16 protein-coding genes and 1 tRNA gene are annotated in these 14,526 nt (G+C 62.2%); 11 read left to right on the top strand and 6 right to left on the bottom strand.

Features of this window, described 5'->3' with window-relative positions; translation table 11 throughout:
* Positions 1-32 precede the first annotated feature (32 nt).
* Positions 33-827 carry an NAD+ synthase gene (locus tag AArcSt11_RS00800; RefSeq protein WP_250593721.1) on the top strand — a complete coding sequence of 265 codons (795 nt, stop codon included), beginning with the start codon at positions 33-35 and terminating at the stop codon, positions 825-827.
* A 6-nt stretch (positions 828-833) separates the two neighbouring features.
* Here the strand turns inward: AArcSt11_RS00800 and AArcSt11_RS00795 are convergent, their stop codons facing one another.
* Entirely contained in the window at positions 834-1,532 is a 699-nt protein-coding gene (locus tag AArcSt11_RS00795) for an enoyl-CoA hydratase/isomerase family protein (RefSeq protein WP_250593720.1), read from the bottom strand.
* 96 nt (positions 1,533-1,628) lie between these two features.
* Here AArcSt11_RS00795 and AArcSt11_RS00790 point away from each other — a divergent pair, with 96 nt between their 5' ends.
* From AArcSt11_RS00790 to AArcSt11_RS00775, 4 genes are all read left to right on the top strand, one after another.
* Positions 1,629-2,993, top strand: coding sequence for a restriction endonuclease (locus AArcSt11_RS00790; protein ID WP_250593719.1), 1,365 nt, complete (start codon positions 1,629-1,631; stop codon positions 2,991-2,993).
* A gap of 85 nt (positions 2,994-3,078) precedes the next feature.
* Positions 3,079-3,777 carry a DUF7114 family protein gene (locus tag AArcSt11_RS00785; protein ID WP_250593718.1) on the top strand — a complete coding sequence of 233 codons (699 nt, stop codon included), beginning with the start codon at positions 3,079-3,081 and terminating at the stop codon, positions 3,775-3,777.
* Positions 3,778-3,852: 75 nt separating this feature from the next.
* Positions 3,853-3,924 (top strand) — tRNA-Thr (locus tag AArcSt11_RS00780).
* Positions 3,925-4,109: 185 nt separating this feature from the next.
* On the top strand, positions 4,110-6,512 hold the full coding sequence (locus tag AArcSt11_RS00775; protein ID WP_250593717.1) for an ATP-dependent DNA helicase: 2,403 nt from the start codon (positions 4,110-4,112) through the stop codon (positions 6,510-6,512).
* 262 nt (positions 6,513-6,774) lie between these two features.
* Here AArcSt11_RS00775 and AArcSt11_RS00770 read toward each other — a convergent pair whose 3' ends face one another.
* A complete protein-coding gene (locus tag AArcSt11_RS00770) occupies positions 6,775-7,548 on the bottom strand; it encodes a sulfurtransferase (RefSeq protein ID WP_250593716.1) in 774 nt (257 codons plus the stop codon).
* 252 nt (positions 7,549-7,800) lie between these two features.
* Here AArcSt11_RS00770 and AArcSt11_RS00765 point away from each other — a divergent pair, with 252 nt between their 5' ends.
* The 4 genes from AArcSt11_RS00765 (at position 7,801) to AArcSt11_RS00750 (ending at position 10,731) form a co-directional block, all read left to right on the top strand.
* Positions 7,801-8,670, top strand: a complete 870-nt coding sequence (locus AArcSt11_RS00765) for a sulfurtransferase (protein ID WP_250593715.1) — start codon at positions 7,801-7,803, stop codon at positions 8,668-8,670.
* Between the two features lie 184 nt (positions 8,671-8,854).
* Positions 8,855-9,268: a VanZ family protein gene (locus tag AArcSt11_RS00760; protein ID WP_250593714.1), complete on the top strand. Its 414-nt coding sequence runs from the start codon at positions 8,855-8,857 to the stop codon at positions 9,266-9,268.
* 127 nt (positions 9,269-9,395) lie between these two features.
* Positions 9,396-10,022 (top strand): rubrerythrin family protein, encoded by a 627-nt coding sequence (locus AArcSt11_RS00755; RefSeq protein ID WP_250593713.1) that lies wholly within the window; start codon positions 9,396-9,398, stop codon positions 10,020-10,022.
* 67 nt (positions 10,023-10,089) lie between these two features.
* On the top strand, positions 10,090-10,731 hold the full coding sequence (locus AArcSt11_RS00750; RefSeq protein WP_250593712.1) for a hypothetical protein: 642 nt from the start codon (positions 10,090-10,092) through the stop codon (positions 10,729-10,731).
* Here AArcSt11_RS00750 and AArcSt11_RS00745 read toward each other — a convergent pair.
* Both AArcSt11_RS00745 and AArcSt11_RS00740 read right to left on the bottom strand, forming a co-directional pair.
* Entirely contained in the window at positions 10,728-10,991 is a 264-nt protein-coding gene (locus tag AArcSt11_RS00745) for a DUF7553 family protein (protein WP_250593711.1), read from the bottom strand. The two genes, AArcSt11_RS00750 and AArcSt11_RS00745, sit on opposite strands and share 4 nt — an antisense overlap.
* 50 nt (positions 10,992-11,041) lie before the next feature.
* Entirely contained in the window at positions 11,042-11,419 is a 378-nt protein-coding gene (locus tag AArcSt11_RS00740) for a hypothetical protein (RefSeq protein WP_250593710.1), read from the bottom strand.
* 78 nt (positions 11,420-11,497) lie between these two features.
* Between AArcSt11_RS00740 and AArcSt11_RS00735 the strand changes: the two genes are divergently transcribed.
* Positions 11,498-11,692 (top strand): DUF8144 family membrane protein, encoded by a 195-nt coding sequence (locus AArcSt11_RS00735; RefSeq protein ID WP_250593709.1) that lies wholly within the window; start codon positions 11,498-11,500, stop codon positions 11,690-11,692.
* Positions 11,693-11,705: 13 nt separating this feature from the next.
* On the opposite strand, the gene AArcSt11_RS00730 is transcribed toward AArcSt11_RS00735, so the two are convergent.
* Positions 11,706-12,116, bottom strand: coding sequence for a type II toxin-antitoxin system VapC family toxin (locus tag AArcSt11_RS00730; protein ID WP_250593708.1), 411 nt, complete (start codon positions 12,114-12,116; stop codon positions 11,706-11,708).
* Positions 12,103-12,330, bottom strand: a complete 228-nt coding sequence (locus AArcSt11_RS00725) for an antitoxin VapB family protein (protein WP_250593707.1) — start codon at positions 12,328-12,330, stop codon at positions 12,103-12,105. The genes AArcSt11_RS00730 and AArcSt11_RS00725 overlap by 14 nt, the downstream gene beginning before the upstream one ends.
* A 98-nt stretch (positions 12,331-12,428) precedes the next feature.
* On the opposite strand from AArcSt11_RS00725, the gene uvrB reads away from it, so the two are divergent.
* Positions 12,429-14,486, top strand: a complete 2,058-nt coding sequence (uvrB, locus tag AArcSt11_RS00720; protein ID WP_250593706.1) for an excinuclease ABC subunit UvrB — start codon at positions 12,429-12,431, stop codon at positions 14,484-14,486.
* The last annotated feature ends 40 nt before the right edge of the window (positions 14,487-14,526 follow it).

Raw genomic sequence — 14,526 nt, 5'->3', positions numbered from 1 at the left:
TGATTCTTACACGTGTGAACAAATAGTATACCATGGTCGATCTTCGGTTTTCGGATGTCGAGCTCACGGAACGGAGAGAGCATATCACGGCGTTCATCGAGGAGACGGTCGCAGATGCGGCGGCGGACGGAGCCGTGCTGGGACTGTCAGGGGGAATCGACAGCACGACGGTCGCACATCTCGCCGTGGAAGCGCTCGGCACCGGCGGGCTGAAGGGACTCGTGATGCCCGGCGAGGTCAGTCGCGAGGACAACATGAGCGACGCCGAACGGGTCGCCGAGATGCTCGATATCGAGTACGAGGTCATCGAGATCCAGCCGATCATCGAGCAGTTCGTCGCGGGGTATCCCGACGCCGAGGGCGACGACCTCGCGGTCGGTAACGCCCGCGCCCGGACTCGCGGCGTCCTGAACTATCTGGTCGGAAACCACGAGAATCGGCTCGTGCTGGGGACGGGGAACCGGAGCGAGGCGCAGGTAGGGTACTACACGAAATACGGTGATCAGGCGGTCGACTGCAACCCGATCGGCAACCTATACAAGGTGCAGGTTCGACAGCTTGCTCGCGAGCTCGGCGTCCCTGACGATCTCGTCGAGAAGACGCCTACGGCAGGCCTCTGGAGCGAGCAGACCGACGAGGACGAGATGGGTATCGCCTACGATACGCTCGATCCGATCCTCGCGCTGCATATCGGCGGCCCGCTGTCGGCAAGCGCGACCGCGGCGACGCTCGATGTCGATCTCGACACTGTCGAAAGGGTGCGGGAAATGTACGAACGGAGTGCACACAAGCGCTCGATGCCGCCCGCGCCGCCCGCCCTCGACTGAGCCGTCTCAGCTCCCGTCTTCGTTTCTTCGTTTACGCTCCATCACCAGCTCCGCGAAGGCGTCCGTCTCTCGACGCTCCTGTTCGGCCTTGCTTGCAGTGTCTCGAAGTCGTTCTTTGAGCACTGCGAGCGCTCCCGGATCATTGTTCGCAATCTCGTGGGCGACCGTTTCGGGTCGTTCGACGATCCGCGAGACGAGTCCGATCCGACGCGCTTCTTCGGCGGAGAGTTCGCGGCCGGTCACCGAGAACTCCATCGCATCCCCGAGGCCGACAATCTCGGGCAAGCGAGCCGTCCCTCCCCACGCTCCGAATAGTCCGAAGGTGACGCCTGGTTCCCCGAACGTGGCTGCGGGTGTCGCGATCCGGACGTCACATGCGAGCGCGAGTTCGACGCCGCCGCCACGAGCCGCGCCGTCGATCCCGGCGACGACGATCGCATCCGCTGTCTCGATCGCCTGTGCGACCCGCTGGCCGTGTGCGGCAAAGTCCCGCGCCGCATCGGCATCGTCCAGCGCGTCGACTGCATCGAGATCGGCCCCCGCACAGAACGCCGTGCCTGCACCGTGGAGGTAGACCACTGGCTCATCAGCATCCACGATCGCGGTTTCGAGCTGGTCGAGACCATCAGGTGTCAACGCATTACGCCGGTCTGGGCGCGACAACGTCACTACTCGAACCCGGTCGTCGACGCGCTGCTCGATCATGTACTGAGTGTAGTCAGCCTGCCTGTAAGTTCTGCCGCCATGGCCCGCACGATGGGCACAAACTCCTTGTGGGTTCGGGAGACAGATCTGACAGCAATGGACGCGGACGCAACGGTACTCGACGACCTTTCCGGCTTCGAGTTCGAGGACGTGATGGTCGAGGTCTTCCGGAAGATGGGCTACCGGAACGTTCGGCAGGCCGAACGCGTCGCCGACAAAGGGCGTGACATCCTGATGGAAGAACCGCGGGAGAACGGGTCGCCGACTGCGGTCGTCGTCGAGTGCAAACACACCGACACCGTGGGGCGGCCGGTCGTCCAGAAACTCCACTCCGCGGTCCAGACGTACGATCATCCGGGACCGAAACGCGGGATGGTCGCGACGACGGGACGGTTCACCCGACCCGCCGAGGAGTACGCCGCACGTGTCGGCCGCGAATCCGGATCGACGGCGATCGAACTGTTCGGCGGTGCGAAACTCCGCGAGGTCGGCGAGGAGATCGGGATGGATCTCTACAGCGGCCGGATCGAAATCGTCTGCGACGAGACGCTCTCACCACCGCGGGATCGGGATGCGGTCGCCGAACAGCTCCGCACCGCAGCGCGGGACGTTGACAACCTCGACCCGTCGCTTGTCACTGCCTCATCGGTCGAGCTAACCTTGCTTCCGGTCGTCTACGCCGATACGCACGTCGACGCCGTCTTTGAGACCTCGGTTGGGGTTGTCCACCGGGTTGACGAACGCGATGCTGTTTCCATCCTCGCAGATCGGGACGGACCGCATCCGCTTGACGACGACGTCAGGCTGCTCGTCGCCCAAAATGCCGATCATACCGAGACTGTTGCCCTCGACCGATACCGAGACCGGTTTGACGCAGTCGATACGGAGCGGTTCGGCCGCACCGAAGCGGAGTACCGCGACTGGATCACGGAACTGCAGTGTGATCGGTTCGAGACGACGGTTCGGTATACTGGCGATAACAACGTCACGTACACGAAGAGCTGTCGTCCCCGGGAGTCGGACGTTTCGATTGACTCGCTCCGCCCTGTCTACGTTCCGGGGATCGATGCACGGCTCGAACTCGGCGAGTACGCCTACGAACACGGATATTTCACTGGGACCCGTGGCTCTGTCGTCGCAAACGGGGCGTTCGACGACTGTGTTCACTGTGGCGGGGATGGACCGCTCACCTACTGTACCAACTGCGGTAGTATCAACTGCGCCGATCACATCGAGACGGAACGGGTAGAGGGTGAACCGGTCTGTACTGGCTGTGCGGTCACCGAATCGTTCCTGTTCAATACGAAGTATTTCTACAACCGCGAGAACCTCGAACGGTTCCGTGCCGAGTACGACGCGATGCCGTTTTACCGCAAAGCGATGGAGAATCCCGTACTCGCCGGAGCCGCTGTCCTCGTTGTCGGTCTCCTCCTGTTTGCTCTGCTCGCTCTCGTCATCTAACGCCGGGCCTGCATGCGATCTCTCACAATCACTCGCAGGCGGACTTTCCAAAGGTCTTTGCCCTTCCTCTCCCTAGTCCGGCGTGATGGATGAGGCCGTGCGGACTCGGCAGGCAGCACACGACGCAGTCGCGGATATCGAGCCGACTACCCTCCGCAAACTTCTCGACGACCGTCTCGACGACGCCTCCATGGCCCCTGGAGCGCTCACCCTGTCCAGTGCACGGTCGATTGATGGCTCGGCGACAGCTGACTCCGTCGCCGAACGCGGTGCCGGCGTCCAGTTGATCTACGAGGGGCTGCGCCTGACCCGGACGCTCGCCCAGGAACAGCCATGGGCCACACGCGACCCGGCCGATCACACCGAACCGAATCTCGAAATCCTCGCCGCCGACGTCCTCGTCTCACGGGGGTTTTATCTGCTTGCCCGCACCGAAGCCGCCGACAAGGCCGTCGAGACCGTCCGAGCGTTCGGCCGCGATCAGACGCTCCGCCGAAGCGCCGAAAGCGCTGACGCCGCCGCCTCCCTAGATCGCTCGCTCGAACGGAACGTCTTCGAGCTGGCAGTGATCGCGGGCGCGACTGCGGGCGATAGCCCGTGGCCGACTGCAGAGGCAGGTCTGGTCCCGACGAGGCTGCTTGACCTCGCAGGCGAACTTGGGGCGGCCGATACCCCGCTTCCCCCTGCAGCAGAGCTATTACCCACCGACCTCGACACCATGCTTGGATCGCGCTCGTCCGATGGCACAGACGATCACGTCCAGCAGTCGGCGACCGATCACTGATCGGTACGGCGTCCCGCAGTGCCCGGGAATCGAAACGCATAAAGTCGGATCCCGACAATCGATGGATGCACCCGCGCCTGGGTAGCTTAGCGGTAAAGCGCGTCCTTGGTAAGGACGAGAGCCCGGGTTCAAATCCCGGCCTAGGCTTCACCCGACTTACTACGAGCGTAGAACGATTCCCAGTTGTCGCCTTCATCCCTCCGCTTAATCAGTGGGCTTTCATCTCGGAACTGCTGTAAATCGGTTCGCCTCACTCTTCATGCTTAACTGAACACGAGCTAGTGGTGAGTGGAACGGTTTTTATCGCATCGGGACGCAGATATCACTAACCCGTGTCTGAGAGTTCTGAGGTGTCGTGGCAAACGTATTTCGGCTTTAGCGATACGTACGAGAATCAAAGCGATGTCATCGAGAATATCATCGAGACAGCCAAAGACTCTGGGTATTTGGCGATGGAAGGTCCGTGCGGGACGGGCAAAACGATGGCCTCGCTGACTGCAGCGAGCTATCTCATCCGAGAGACTGACCAGTTTGACAACGCGATGGTCGTCACGCCAGTCAAGCAACAGCGCCAACAGTTCGTTGAGGATCTCCGAGTGATCAATGACCAGTTGGAAGACCCGCTTGCTGGCGTGGCACTCGTCGGGAAACGAGATCTATGCCCGTACGGGCGCGAAGAGGTGTTCCCTGAGGGGAGCAGCGTTCAGGAACGATGTGAGGACCTGAGAGACGCAACTGCTACTCTCGTTACCGAAGACAGCGCCCTCAAAGTGGACCAGCAATTCGAGACAGACGCGACGCTGGACTCATCACCGATTCCTGAAGAGGACAAATGGTGGGACCCAGCGAAAGGCCGGGTGCTGGTCGAGAACGCGCAACGAGACCCGCTCAACGAAGACAGTGATCCGCTTCACACTGCCGGGAAAACTGCGCCCTACCCACGGAGTCAACCCTCGACGACGCCGGAGATGATGGAATCTGAGAATAGCGAGTTGTACTGCCCGTTCGAGGCGGACTGGTACAGTCGTGACAAAGCATCGGCGGTACCGTTCGAATCAGGCACCAATCACGTCGTTACCACTGAGGAACTCCTCCCGAACGCCGTCGATGCGGGTACGTGCCCGCACCGGGCAATGACAGTGCTCATGCAGAATGCCGATATCGTGATCGGGAATTACAATCACGTCTTCGACACTTCCAGCCGTCAACTCACCGCCCCAATTCTCGATACGCAGACGCTCGTCATCGTCGACGAAGCACACCGGATGGAAGAACGCGTCCGAGATCTCCTCACAGACACGATCGGCTATCACACCGTCAAACGCGCAAAGAACGATCTCGAACAGATCCTCCGGCCAGCACGGCAAAGCCCGCAGAACAAGCGTGATATCGAAACACGACTCGCAGCGCAAGAAGTCCCATTTGAAGCTGTTGAGACCGCAGAAAAATTCTACGACGATGTGATACAGTGGTTCGAGACTCGTGTTGACGACGAGCTTCAGGACCGATTTGAACAGTACGGGTCGGGGTTGTCATGGAACGCGGTGCCAGAGGACGATGTCGAGATCCCGCTCCGTGATCCGGGCGACGCTTCCCCGGACGGGTTTACACGCTGGGCTGAACAGGCAGGTCACGGAGGGGACACGTTCCGGATGTTGAGCAAGGTCGGCCTCGCCGTCGAAGACGCCTTAGAACAAATGGGGAACGACAGGGATTGTGTCTGTACCGCTGTCGGAGCGTTGTTCGGGCAGTGGTGGGAGCGAGACCACGTCGAGTACTTCCGTGAGATCGAACTGGAGTACTCGGAGACAGACGCCCGTGATGTCGAACAGCCATGGCTGAACTACTACAACGCGTCGCTTGTCATGTACAACTGCATGCCGTCGGAGAAAATCAAGGGGATCCTTGATGAATTCGGCGGCGGCGTCCTCATGAGTGCGACACTTGAGCCGCTCTCGATCTTTGAAGAAGTGGCCGGGTTAGAAGAGCTGGCGACTGATGAGGAAGAACCGCGGGTTGTCTCCTCACGTACGTATGATCTGACGTTTCCTGCGGAGAACCGTGCCAGTTGGATCGTCGATGTTGAAGCGTTCAAAAAGCGGAATCGAGGTAAAGCAACTCTTGACAACACAAACAGGACACGAGAGCGCTACGCCTACGTCGCACGGGAAATCGCATGCAGTCACGGGAACATCCTTCTCGCATGGCCAAATTATTCCGAAGCTGAATGGGCGGCGAACCGGCTTCGAGAGGAGATCGAGAAACCAGTCCTGCTTGACCAGTCCTCCAGCCACGAGGAGACCAGAGAACTGAAACGCGAATTCGTCCACGGAGAGCCGAAAGTCCTCGTCACGAGTACTCGTGGCACGTTAACTGAAGGCGTCGATTACGAAGGAGATGAGTTGCACACGTGCGCTGTGTTCGGGATCCCATTGGTAAACATCGGATCACCCAGAGTCAAGGCCGTCGAATACGCGTACGGTAACCGGTTTGGGCAAGAAAACTCATTCACCTACGCGCTGACGATTCCCGCCGTTCGACAAATCCGACAAGCATTCGGACGAGTCATTCGGGGACCGGACGAACGCGGTGTGCGAATCGTCGTCGGAGAGCGATTCGTTCCTGACGCTCTGCATTCTGTGTACGAGTTCTTCCCGGAAACCGAACGCGACGAGTTTGTGAGGATGAAGCCGGACTTTTTGACATCTCAGTTCGGGAAATTTTGGGACACGTGACTACTTTCACCGTACTCCCTTATTATCCGCAGCCCCGACGAGGTCCACCCCGTCAGCTCGGATATGGTCGAATTCGGACTGAATCGGTTCTGGTCCCGGAGCTGTAGACGATCGTTCCGGTGGCCTCCTGGAGGAAACCAAAGGTATTATATTCAGTGTCTAACAACTACCAGATCCGCAACTATCCGATAGCCTCGCTGATACCCCTTTGTTTCAACTGGAGATTCAACAGCCGGCAGTAGGTTTTCGACGGAACTGCCGCTCACTCGACGATCTCGATCGACCCCCCTGCGGCAGTCCACTCGGTGAGACTCCCCTCGTAGAAGTCGACATCCTCGTAGCCGAGATACAACAGTACTGCGTACGTGTGGCTGATCCGACGGGCGGTGTTACAGTAGAGGATGATTCGACGATCCGGCGTGATCCCGTGCTCGTCGAGCAGGGCACGGAGTTCGGCCTCGGGCCTGAGCCCGCGGCTCTCGTCGTCTACCAGGTCCTTCCAGTTGAGCAGGACGGCCCCCGGGATGTGGCCCTCGTCGAACTCGCTTTCGTCACGGGTATCGACCAGCACGGCGTCCGGGTCGTCGATTGCGGCCTCCACAGTATCGTACTCGACCAGCGGCGTCGTTTCGGGCAGCGTAACCGTGTACTCCGTCGACTCGACCGACGGTTCGTCGGTCGTCGTCTGGTGTTCGCGGTTCCACGCACTGTAATCGCCGTCGAGCAGGTAGAGTGGTTCGTGGCCGTAACATAGCGCCGTGACGAGAAAGCGCGCCGCGAAGACGCCGTGGGTGTCGTCGTACGCGACGATGGGATCGCCGGGCTCGATACCGGCCGCCGAGAGCAGGCCCGCGAAGACGTCCGCGCCAGGTAACATTCCCTCGTCGCCGTCCTCGGCGCGGAAGCGGTCGAAGGGGATCGAGACCGCACCGGGGATATGCCCGATCCCGGAGTACTCCCAGTCGTCCCTGACGTCGACGACCTGCACCTCGTCGTGCCGGTCGGCGAGCCAGTCCGCCGAAACGAATTCGATCATGGACACCGGTACGGCGGCGGACGGTATTAACTCGTGGAAACTGCCAGCCGTGACCGTTACTCGTCGCCACCGGACAGTACTACCGGTGTTGGGGTCATCGATACCCATCGTATGGTGGGTGTCGGGTCCGGGCCGTCGTACATGAGCAAATGCGCTCCGAGGTGACGGCAATGGTTGCCCGGACGCGCCACGAGGGGCGGTTGCTGCCGGGGGTAGAGCGCCTTTAACCCTGGCTATCGTACGAATTGGTGTATGACGGACACTGAGTACGCAAACGATGTACTGGTCTCGGCCGACTGGGTCGAGGACAACCTCGACGAGTTCGAGAGCGACGACCCCGCCCACCGACTGGTGGAAGTCGACGTCGACACCGAAGCCTACGAGGAGTCCCACGCGCCCGGCGCGATCGGGTTCAACTGGGAGAGCCAGCTCCAGGATCAGACGACCCGTGACATCCTGACCAAGGAGGACTTCGAGGATCTGCTGGGCAGCCACGGCATCACCGAGGACTCGACGGTCGTCCTCTACGGCGACAACGCCAACTGGTTTGCCGCCTACACCTACTGGCAGTTCAAGTACTACGGCCACGACGACGTGCGCCTCCTCGACGGTGGCCGCGAGTACTGGATCGAGAACGACTATCCCACGACCGACGAGGTCCCCGAGTTCTCGGCCGTCGAGTACAACGCGTCCGGCCCGCGCGAGAGTATCCGCGCGTATCGCGAGGACGTCGAGAACGCGATCGACCGCGGCCTCCCGCTCGTGGACGTCCGCTCGCCCGAGGAGTACTCCGGCGAGATCCTCGCACCTCCGGGACTGCAAGAGACCGCCCAGCGCGGCGGCCACATCCCCGGCGCGGAGAACATCTCCTGGGCGGCCGTCACCAACGACGACGGGACGTTCAAGGACTTCGACGAGCTGCAGGAGCTGTACGCCGACTACGACATCGAGGGCGACTCGACGACGGTCGCGTACTGCCGGATCGGCGAGCGCTCCTCCGTTGCGTGGTTCGCGCTCCACGAATTGCTCGGTTACGAGGACACCATCAACTACGACGGCTCCTGGACCGAGTGGGGTAATCTGGTTGGTGCGCCGATCGAGAAGGGCGAGGGCGACGACTAAGCGTAGCGAGGGAGTCGACCTCGTAGTGAAGCGGCGAGCGCGGTTGCGAGCCGCGGAACAGGGCGAGTAGCGAGATTCGGAGCGACCCACGGGAGCGAGAATCTCGAAGCGGAACGGCGAGCGCGGTTGCGAGCCGTGAAACACATCTGCACGTTTTTATTCCGATAGCACTACCGAACAGCCGATGCCTCGACTCCCGCTCGTCCCGCGCTGGCTTCGCTGGAGCGCCGTCGCCGTCGCGGCCGCAGCGATCGCGGCCGCCTCCCTGCTCGTCGTGCCGCCAGAGACGCCGGACACGGGCGCGATCGGCTTCGACAAGCTCTGGCATGCCGCGACGTATCTGGGCTTTGGACTCCTGCTGGCCTACGCGCTGGTCGGAGCCAACCTCTCTGTGCGGACGAAAGCGTTGCTCGTCTTCGGCGTCGCGACGCTGTACGGGGTCGGCATCGAGGTTGCACAGGCCTCTGTCCCCTACCGGCGCTACGACGTCCTTGACATGGTCGCCAACGCCGTGGGGGCCGCGCTCGCCTGTGGCTGGTATCGGTTTGAGTCGGAGGTCGAGTTCGTCGGTGCGGAGGCAATCGAGGGGGCCGACTGAGGTGTGATCGGATCCATGCTGTGTAACATTGTATACAAAGTTACAATGTAACACCGGAGACGGCAGGCTGTCGCCGCACGACGACGCAGTCGGTGGTTACAAGCGACCGAACGCCGTACGAACGAGCATGACCGACGACGACTTCGACGAGCGCGTCCGCGACGCGAACGAGACGGCGCTCTCGCGGCTCGGCTCCTCGAAAGCCCTGTATGCCAACACCGAGGGCGAGATGACCGAAACGGCAGTCCTGACCAGCGCGGCCAACCGGCTCCACGCGGCCAGCGAGACAGTCGCCAGCTGGGTCCCACAGGAGAGCGACGGGGCAGCCACAGCGGCGTACGACGAGATCGCAAGCGAGGAGGCTAGCCACTACGAGGACCTGCTCGACAAACTTGGTGGCCACGAACCGGGGGCGGTCCCGCCAGCACAGCAGGAGCTTCGAGAGGCCGAAGCGACGGTCGAGCGGCTGGGCGGGCTCGTCGGCGCAACGCTCGTCGCCGGAAAGCTCACCGAACAGCGCACCGGCTTCTTCGTCGGCGAGGCCGATCCCACCACGGCGTCGACGTTCCGCGGCTACGGCGACGTGCTGGACGAGCGCGAGGAGCGCCTACTGGACCTGCTCGACGAGGTCTGTGCGGACGACGGTGACTGGCAGGCCGCGGAAGACGCCGCCAGCGCGGCGATCCAGGCAGCCTACGACGAGTACACTGACCGGCTCGAAGCGATGGGTGTGAACCCGAAACCGGTCTGCTGATCGAAGGCGAGGGAGCCCCTGACGTGGATAGTCAGCTTTTCGGCAGCGCGTCGGCAACGGTCAGTCGATGCCGACAGACGAAGCGCCGGTGGAGTGGTCCGTACTAACGGAAACCCCGCTGTTGCGGTGGTTCACCGCAGGCGTTGTCGCCTACATCGGCGGCTCCTTGCTCGCCGTCGTGCTCGTCTACCCGTTCGTGGCGACGCCCTTTGCCAACCTGCTGTCCGCAGCCCTCTACGGTGCCGTCGCCCTGGTGAGCGTCGCGCTCGCCCTGCACGTCCTCCTGCCGATCGTCAATCGGAGCCGTCTCGGTGCCAGCGCGAGCGACCGGTCGGGCCGCGACTGGGGGCGCAAGGACGGCCTGCTCGTCGCCGACATCGTCGCTGCGCAACTCCTGCTCGCGTACTTCCTCGGCGCGACGATACTCACGATCAACGGTGCGGTGGCGGGGGTCGTGCTCGTTCTCGCAGTGGTCGTCTTCCCCGCCCGTGCGCTGCTGGAGGGCGAGGGACAGTACGATCCCGATGCCGAACAGATCACCTTCGAAGGTCGGGAAATCGATCTGACCGCGGTCGAGTCGGTCCAGCCGATCCCGCTTGGGTCGATAACCTACCTGCGTCTGGAGTTCGCCGAAAACGCGTCGGGACCGCCCGGCGTCGCGATGCCGACCGAAACCTACGAGCGGCTGGCGGATCGCATGCCGAGCTAGACGCCCTCCAGGTCCTCCCGATACGTCGCGATCAGCTCACGCGCCTGTCCGACGAGTTCCGCAGACTCGTCGGCGAGGTCGCCCTCGATCTCGTGGAGTTTGTTCGTCTCGCGGGCCAGCCGCCCGTGATCGACCTGTGCGTCACCGGCGGCCAGTTCGGCAAGCGCGTTCGAGCGCTCGTACAGTCGTTCACGGTGCTGGTCGGCGAGCTCGCTCGCTTCCCGGAGCACGTCGCTCGCGTCTGCGAGTTCGTCTGACATACACGAGCGTTCGCCGAGGAGGAACAAAATCGTTCTCCCGACAGTGTGCGTCAGCCCTGCGTCTCGCGGTGGCTCATCCATCCGCCAGCGAGCAGCGTGGCCGCACCGAGCAACGTCAGGTAGACGCCAGTTCCGGCCGCCAGAGTCGGATCCGTCGCCGTCCCGTACCAGAACCACCCGGCGACGACCGCAGTCAGCGCGCCGAAGCCAGCGACGACGATGCCGGTGCGCTCGTTGGCCTCCTGAAAGACGAGGATGCCAAGCACGACTGCGCCAAAGAGCATGGTAAAGACGCCATCGCCTGCCAGCCCGGTGCTCGACTCGACCGGCGTCACCCACCACGGCAGCGCCGATCCGGCAAGAACAAGGAGCGCGCCGAGACCCATCGCGGCCTGGCTTTCGGAGACGTCGGACAGCGAGAGATCCATCGTCCGAGAGAAGGAATTCGGCCGCCAAAACGCTGGCGAAGGAAAGAATCCTTACATCTCGGCTATGATAGTAGACACATGGCAGGAACACAGAGCGGCGAGTCGGGGGAAGGATGGAAAGTGGGGCTGTTGATCGCCGTTATTGTGCTCGCTGGTGGTGGAGCCGGCTGGGGGGCCCTCTGGGCGCTCGAACTCCCCTTCGCGTTCGTCGGCGGGATTGTCGGCGCTGTACTGGCGTTCGTGCTGTTCTCGTATCTGTACTACGGGCGTTGATCAGAGACAAACGCTAGAACCGCCGCCAATCAACGACGTCGATACTATCGATCCGCTCGAAATGGTCGACGTTCGAGGTGAGAACGGACAGTTGCTGTGTCTGTGCCGTGGCAGCGATGTAGACGTCATGGAGATCGTGGAGCGGTTGTCCCTTGCGTTCGAGTTCGGAAACGATATCCGCGGCAGCGACCGAGATCGGACGGCTCACGTCGATAATCTCGAATCGTGCGATCAACCGTTCGAGGCCAGTAACGACGTCGGACGGCGGCTCGTCGTCACCGTACCGGTTGTTGAGTTCAAGGCGCAGTTCGGTGACGGTAACGCTGCTGATCGCATGCCGACCTTCGTCGTCGAGCCGTTCGACACGGTCGGCGACATCGCCCCGGTCGATATCGACGAGAACGGACGTATCACAGAGTTTCATCGTCGACCCGATCGAGAGTCCCGTTGCTCATCCGTTCAATGTCGGCTTTGACGTCCTCATGAGCGTCCGGATCAAGCACACCGGCTCCCGTCACGTCCGCAAGTCGGGTGCCACCCTCGATGGAGTCTCTGATCACTTCGCTGAAACTCCGATCACCTTTCTCCCGCTTGAGTTCTCGGTACACGTCGTCCGAGATGGAGATGTTCTTGCTCATGTGTAGTGTATGGGTGTCTGTACGAAAAAGTGTGCCGGCGACCGTACAAAGCCTCGACAGCCGAGCGTCTCAAGTGCCTCGCGCACCTGTTTCCGGCAATGAGTGAGACGAACTCCGGGCCGCTCTCGCCCGACCGGCCGGAGGGGGAGCGCCCCTTCGCGGTGGACGCGCCGTTCGATCCCGCGGGCGACCAGCCCGAGGCGATCCAGCAACTCGCCGAGGGGTACCGGTCGGGGATGGACGAACAGACCCTGCTCGGCGTGACGGGGTCGGGAAAGACCAACACCGTCTCGTGGGCCGTCGAGGAGATCCAGACGCCGACGCTGGTGATCGCCCACAACAAGACGCTGGCGGCACAGCTCTACGAGGAGTTCAGGAATCTGTTCCCGAACAACGCCGTCGAGTACTTCGTCTCCTACTACGACTACTATCAACCCGAGGCCTACGTCGAGCAGACCGACACGTACATTGACAAGGACGCCTCGATCAACGACGAGATCGACAAACTGCGTCACTCGGCGACGCGCTCCCTGCTTACGCGAGACGACGTGATCGTCGTCGCCTCGGTCTCGGCGATCTACGGGCTCGGCGATCCGGCGAACTACGAGGGGATGTCCCTGCGGCTCGAAGTCGGCCAGCAGATCGGCCGCGAGGAACTGCTCAAGCGGCTGGTCGATCTGAACTACGAGCGCAACGACGTCGATTTCACGCAGGGCACGTTCCGGGTGCGCGGCGACACCGTCGAGATCTACCCGATGTACGGCCGCTATGCCGTCCGTGTCGAGCTGTGGGGCGACGAGATCGATCGGATGATCAAGGTCGATCCGCTGGAGGGGACAGTCGAAAGTGACGAGCCAGCGGTTCTCTTTCACCCAGCGGAGCACTACTCGGTCGACGACGACACGATGGAAGAGGCCATCGCCCAGATCGAATCGGACCTCGAAGACCGGATCGCCTACTTCGAGCGTACGGGCGACATGCTCGCCGCCCAGCGCATCGAGGAGCGCACTACCTTCGACCTCGAAATGATGCGCGAGGCGGGCTACTGCTCGGGGATCGAGAACTACTCGGTCTACCTCGCAGATCGGGAGTCCGGCGAAGCGCCCTACACGCTGATGGATTACTTCCCCGACGACTTTCTGACGGTGATCGACGAGTCCCACCAGACGATCCCACAGATCAAAGGGCAGTTCGCGGGCGACAAATCGCGCAAGGAGTCGCTGGTCGAGAACGGTTTTCGGCTGCCCACGGCCTTTGACAACCGCCCGCTCACCTTCGAGGAGTTCGAGGAAAAGACCGACCGGACCATGTACGTCAGCGCGACGCCGAGCGACTACGAGCGCGAGCACTCGGGACAGATCGTCGAGCAGATCGTTCGCCCGACGCATCTGGTCGACCCAAAAGTCGAGATAGAAGACGCCACCGGGCAGGTCGAGGACCTCATGGAGCGCATCGACGCCCAGATCGAGGCAGGCGACCGGACGCTCGTAACGACCCTCACCAAGCGGATGGCCGAGGATCTTACCGAGTATCTCGAAGAGGCGGGCATCGACGTGGCCTACATGCACGACGAAACGGACACGCTGGAGCGCCACGAACTGATCCGGTCGCTTCGACTCGGCGAGATCGACGTGCTCGTCGGGATCAACCTGCTCCGGGAGGGGCTTGACATCCCCGAGGTATCGCTGGTCGCCATCCTCGACGCAGATCAGGAAGGCTTTCTCCGATCCGAAACCACCCTCGTCCAGACGATGGGTCGGGCCGCCCGAAACGTCGAGGGCGAGGTCGTGCTCTACGCCGACGAGGTGACCGACTCAATGGCCGCAGCGATCGACGAAACCCAGCGCCGTCGGGAGATTCAGAGAGAGTACAACGCCGAACACGGCTTCGAGCCGACAACGATCGAAAAGGAGATCGGCGAGACGAACTTGCCCGGCAGCAAGACCGACACCAGCAGCGTTTCCGGCGAGGGACCAAGCGACGAGGACGACGCCGCTCGTCAGATCCAGGAGCTCGAACGGCGGATGAACGAGGCCGCCGAGAACCTGGAATTCGAGCTCGCCGCCGATATCCGCGACCGAATCCGGGAGCTTCGACAGGAGTTCGATCTCGACGGCGACGAGGGCGTGCCGGTAGAGTCGGATCCGGAGTTTTGAACGTCGGGTCGGAATCCTTTCGGGACACCGCGCCGTGGCC

It is taken from the genome of Natranaeroarchaeum aerophilus, from assembly GCF_023638055.1.
GTDB lineage: Archaea > Halobacteriota > Halobacteria > Halobacteriales > Natronoarchaeaceae > Natranaeroarchaeum > Natranaeroarchaeum aerophilum.
This window is presented reverse-complemented; position numbering and strand designations above follow the sequence as displayed.

Excerpts from the sequence above, each read along its gene's own strand:
- AArcSt11_RS00735 (WP_250593709.1), top strand. The coding sequence starts at position 11,498 with ATGGCAGGAACACAGAGCGGCGAGTCGGGGGAAGGATGGAAAGTGGGG.
- AArcSt11_RS00765 (WP_250593715.1), top strand. The coding sequence starts at position 7,801 with ATGACGGACACTGAGTACGCAAACGATGTACTGGTCTCGGCCGACTGG.
- AArcSt11_RS00740 (WP_250593710.1), bottom strand. The coding sequence starts at position 11,419 with ATGGATCTCTCGCTGTCCGACGTCTCCGAAAGCCAGGCCGCGATGGGT.
- AArcSt11_RS00755 (WP_250593713.1), top strand. The coding sequence starts at position 9,396 with ATGACCGACGACGACTTCGACGAGCGCGTCCGCGACGCGAACGAGACG.
- AArcSt11_RS00750 (WP_250593712.1), top strand. The coding sequence starts at position 10,090 with ATGCCGACAGACGAAGCGCCGGTGGAGTGGTCCGTACTAACGGAAACC.
- AArcSt11_RS00730 (WP_250593708.1), bottom strand. The coding sequence starts at position 12,116 with ATGAAACTCTGTGATACGTCCGTTCTCGTCGATATCGACCGGGGCGAT.
- AArcSt11_RS00795 (WP_250593720.1), bottom strand. The coding sequence starts at position 1,532 with ATGATCGAGCAGCGCGTCGACGACCGGGTTCGAGTAGTGACGTTGTCG.
- AArcSt11_RS00785 (WP_250593718.1), top strand. The coding sequence starts at position 3,079 with ATGGATGAGGCCGTGCGGACTCGGCAGGCAGCACACGACGCAGTCGCG.
- AArcSt11_RS00770 (WP_250593716.1), bottom strand. The coding sequence starts at position 7,548 with ATGATCGAATTCGTTTCGGCGGACTGGCTCGCCGACCGGCACGACGAG.
- uvrB (WP_250593706.1), top strand. The coding sequence starts at position 12,429 with ATGAGTGAGACGAACTCCGGGCCGCTCTCGCCCGACCGGCCGGAGGGG.
- AArcSt11_RS00760 (WP_250593714.1), top strand. The coding sequence starts at position 8,855 with ATGCCTCGACTCCCGCTCGTCCCGCGCTGGCTTCGCTGGAGCGCCGTC.
- AArcSt11_RS00745 (WP_250593711.1), bottom strand. The coding sequence starts at position 10,991 with ATGTCAGACGAACTCGCAGACGCGAGCGACGTGCTCCGGGAAGCGAGC.
- AArcSt11_RS00725 (WP_250593707.1), bottom strand. The coding sequence starts at position 12,330 with ATGAGCAAGAACATCTCCATCTCGGACGACGTGTACCGAGAACTCAAG.
- AArcSt11_RS00790 (WP_250593719.1), top strand. The coding sequence starts at position 1,629 with ATGGACGCGGACGCAACGGTACTCGACGACCTTTCCGGCTTCGAGTTC.
- AArcSt11_RS00800 (WP_250593721.1), top strand. The coding sequence starts at position 33 with ATGGTCGATCTTCGGTTTTCGGATGTCGAGCTCACGGAACGGAGAGAG.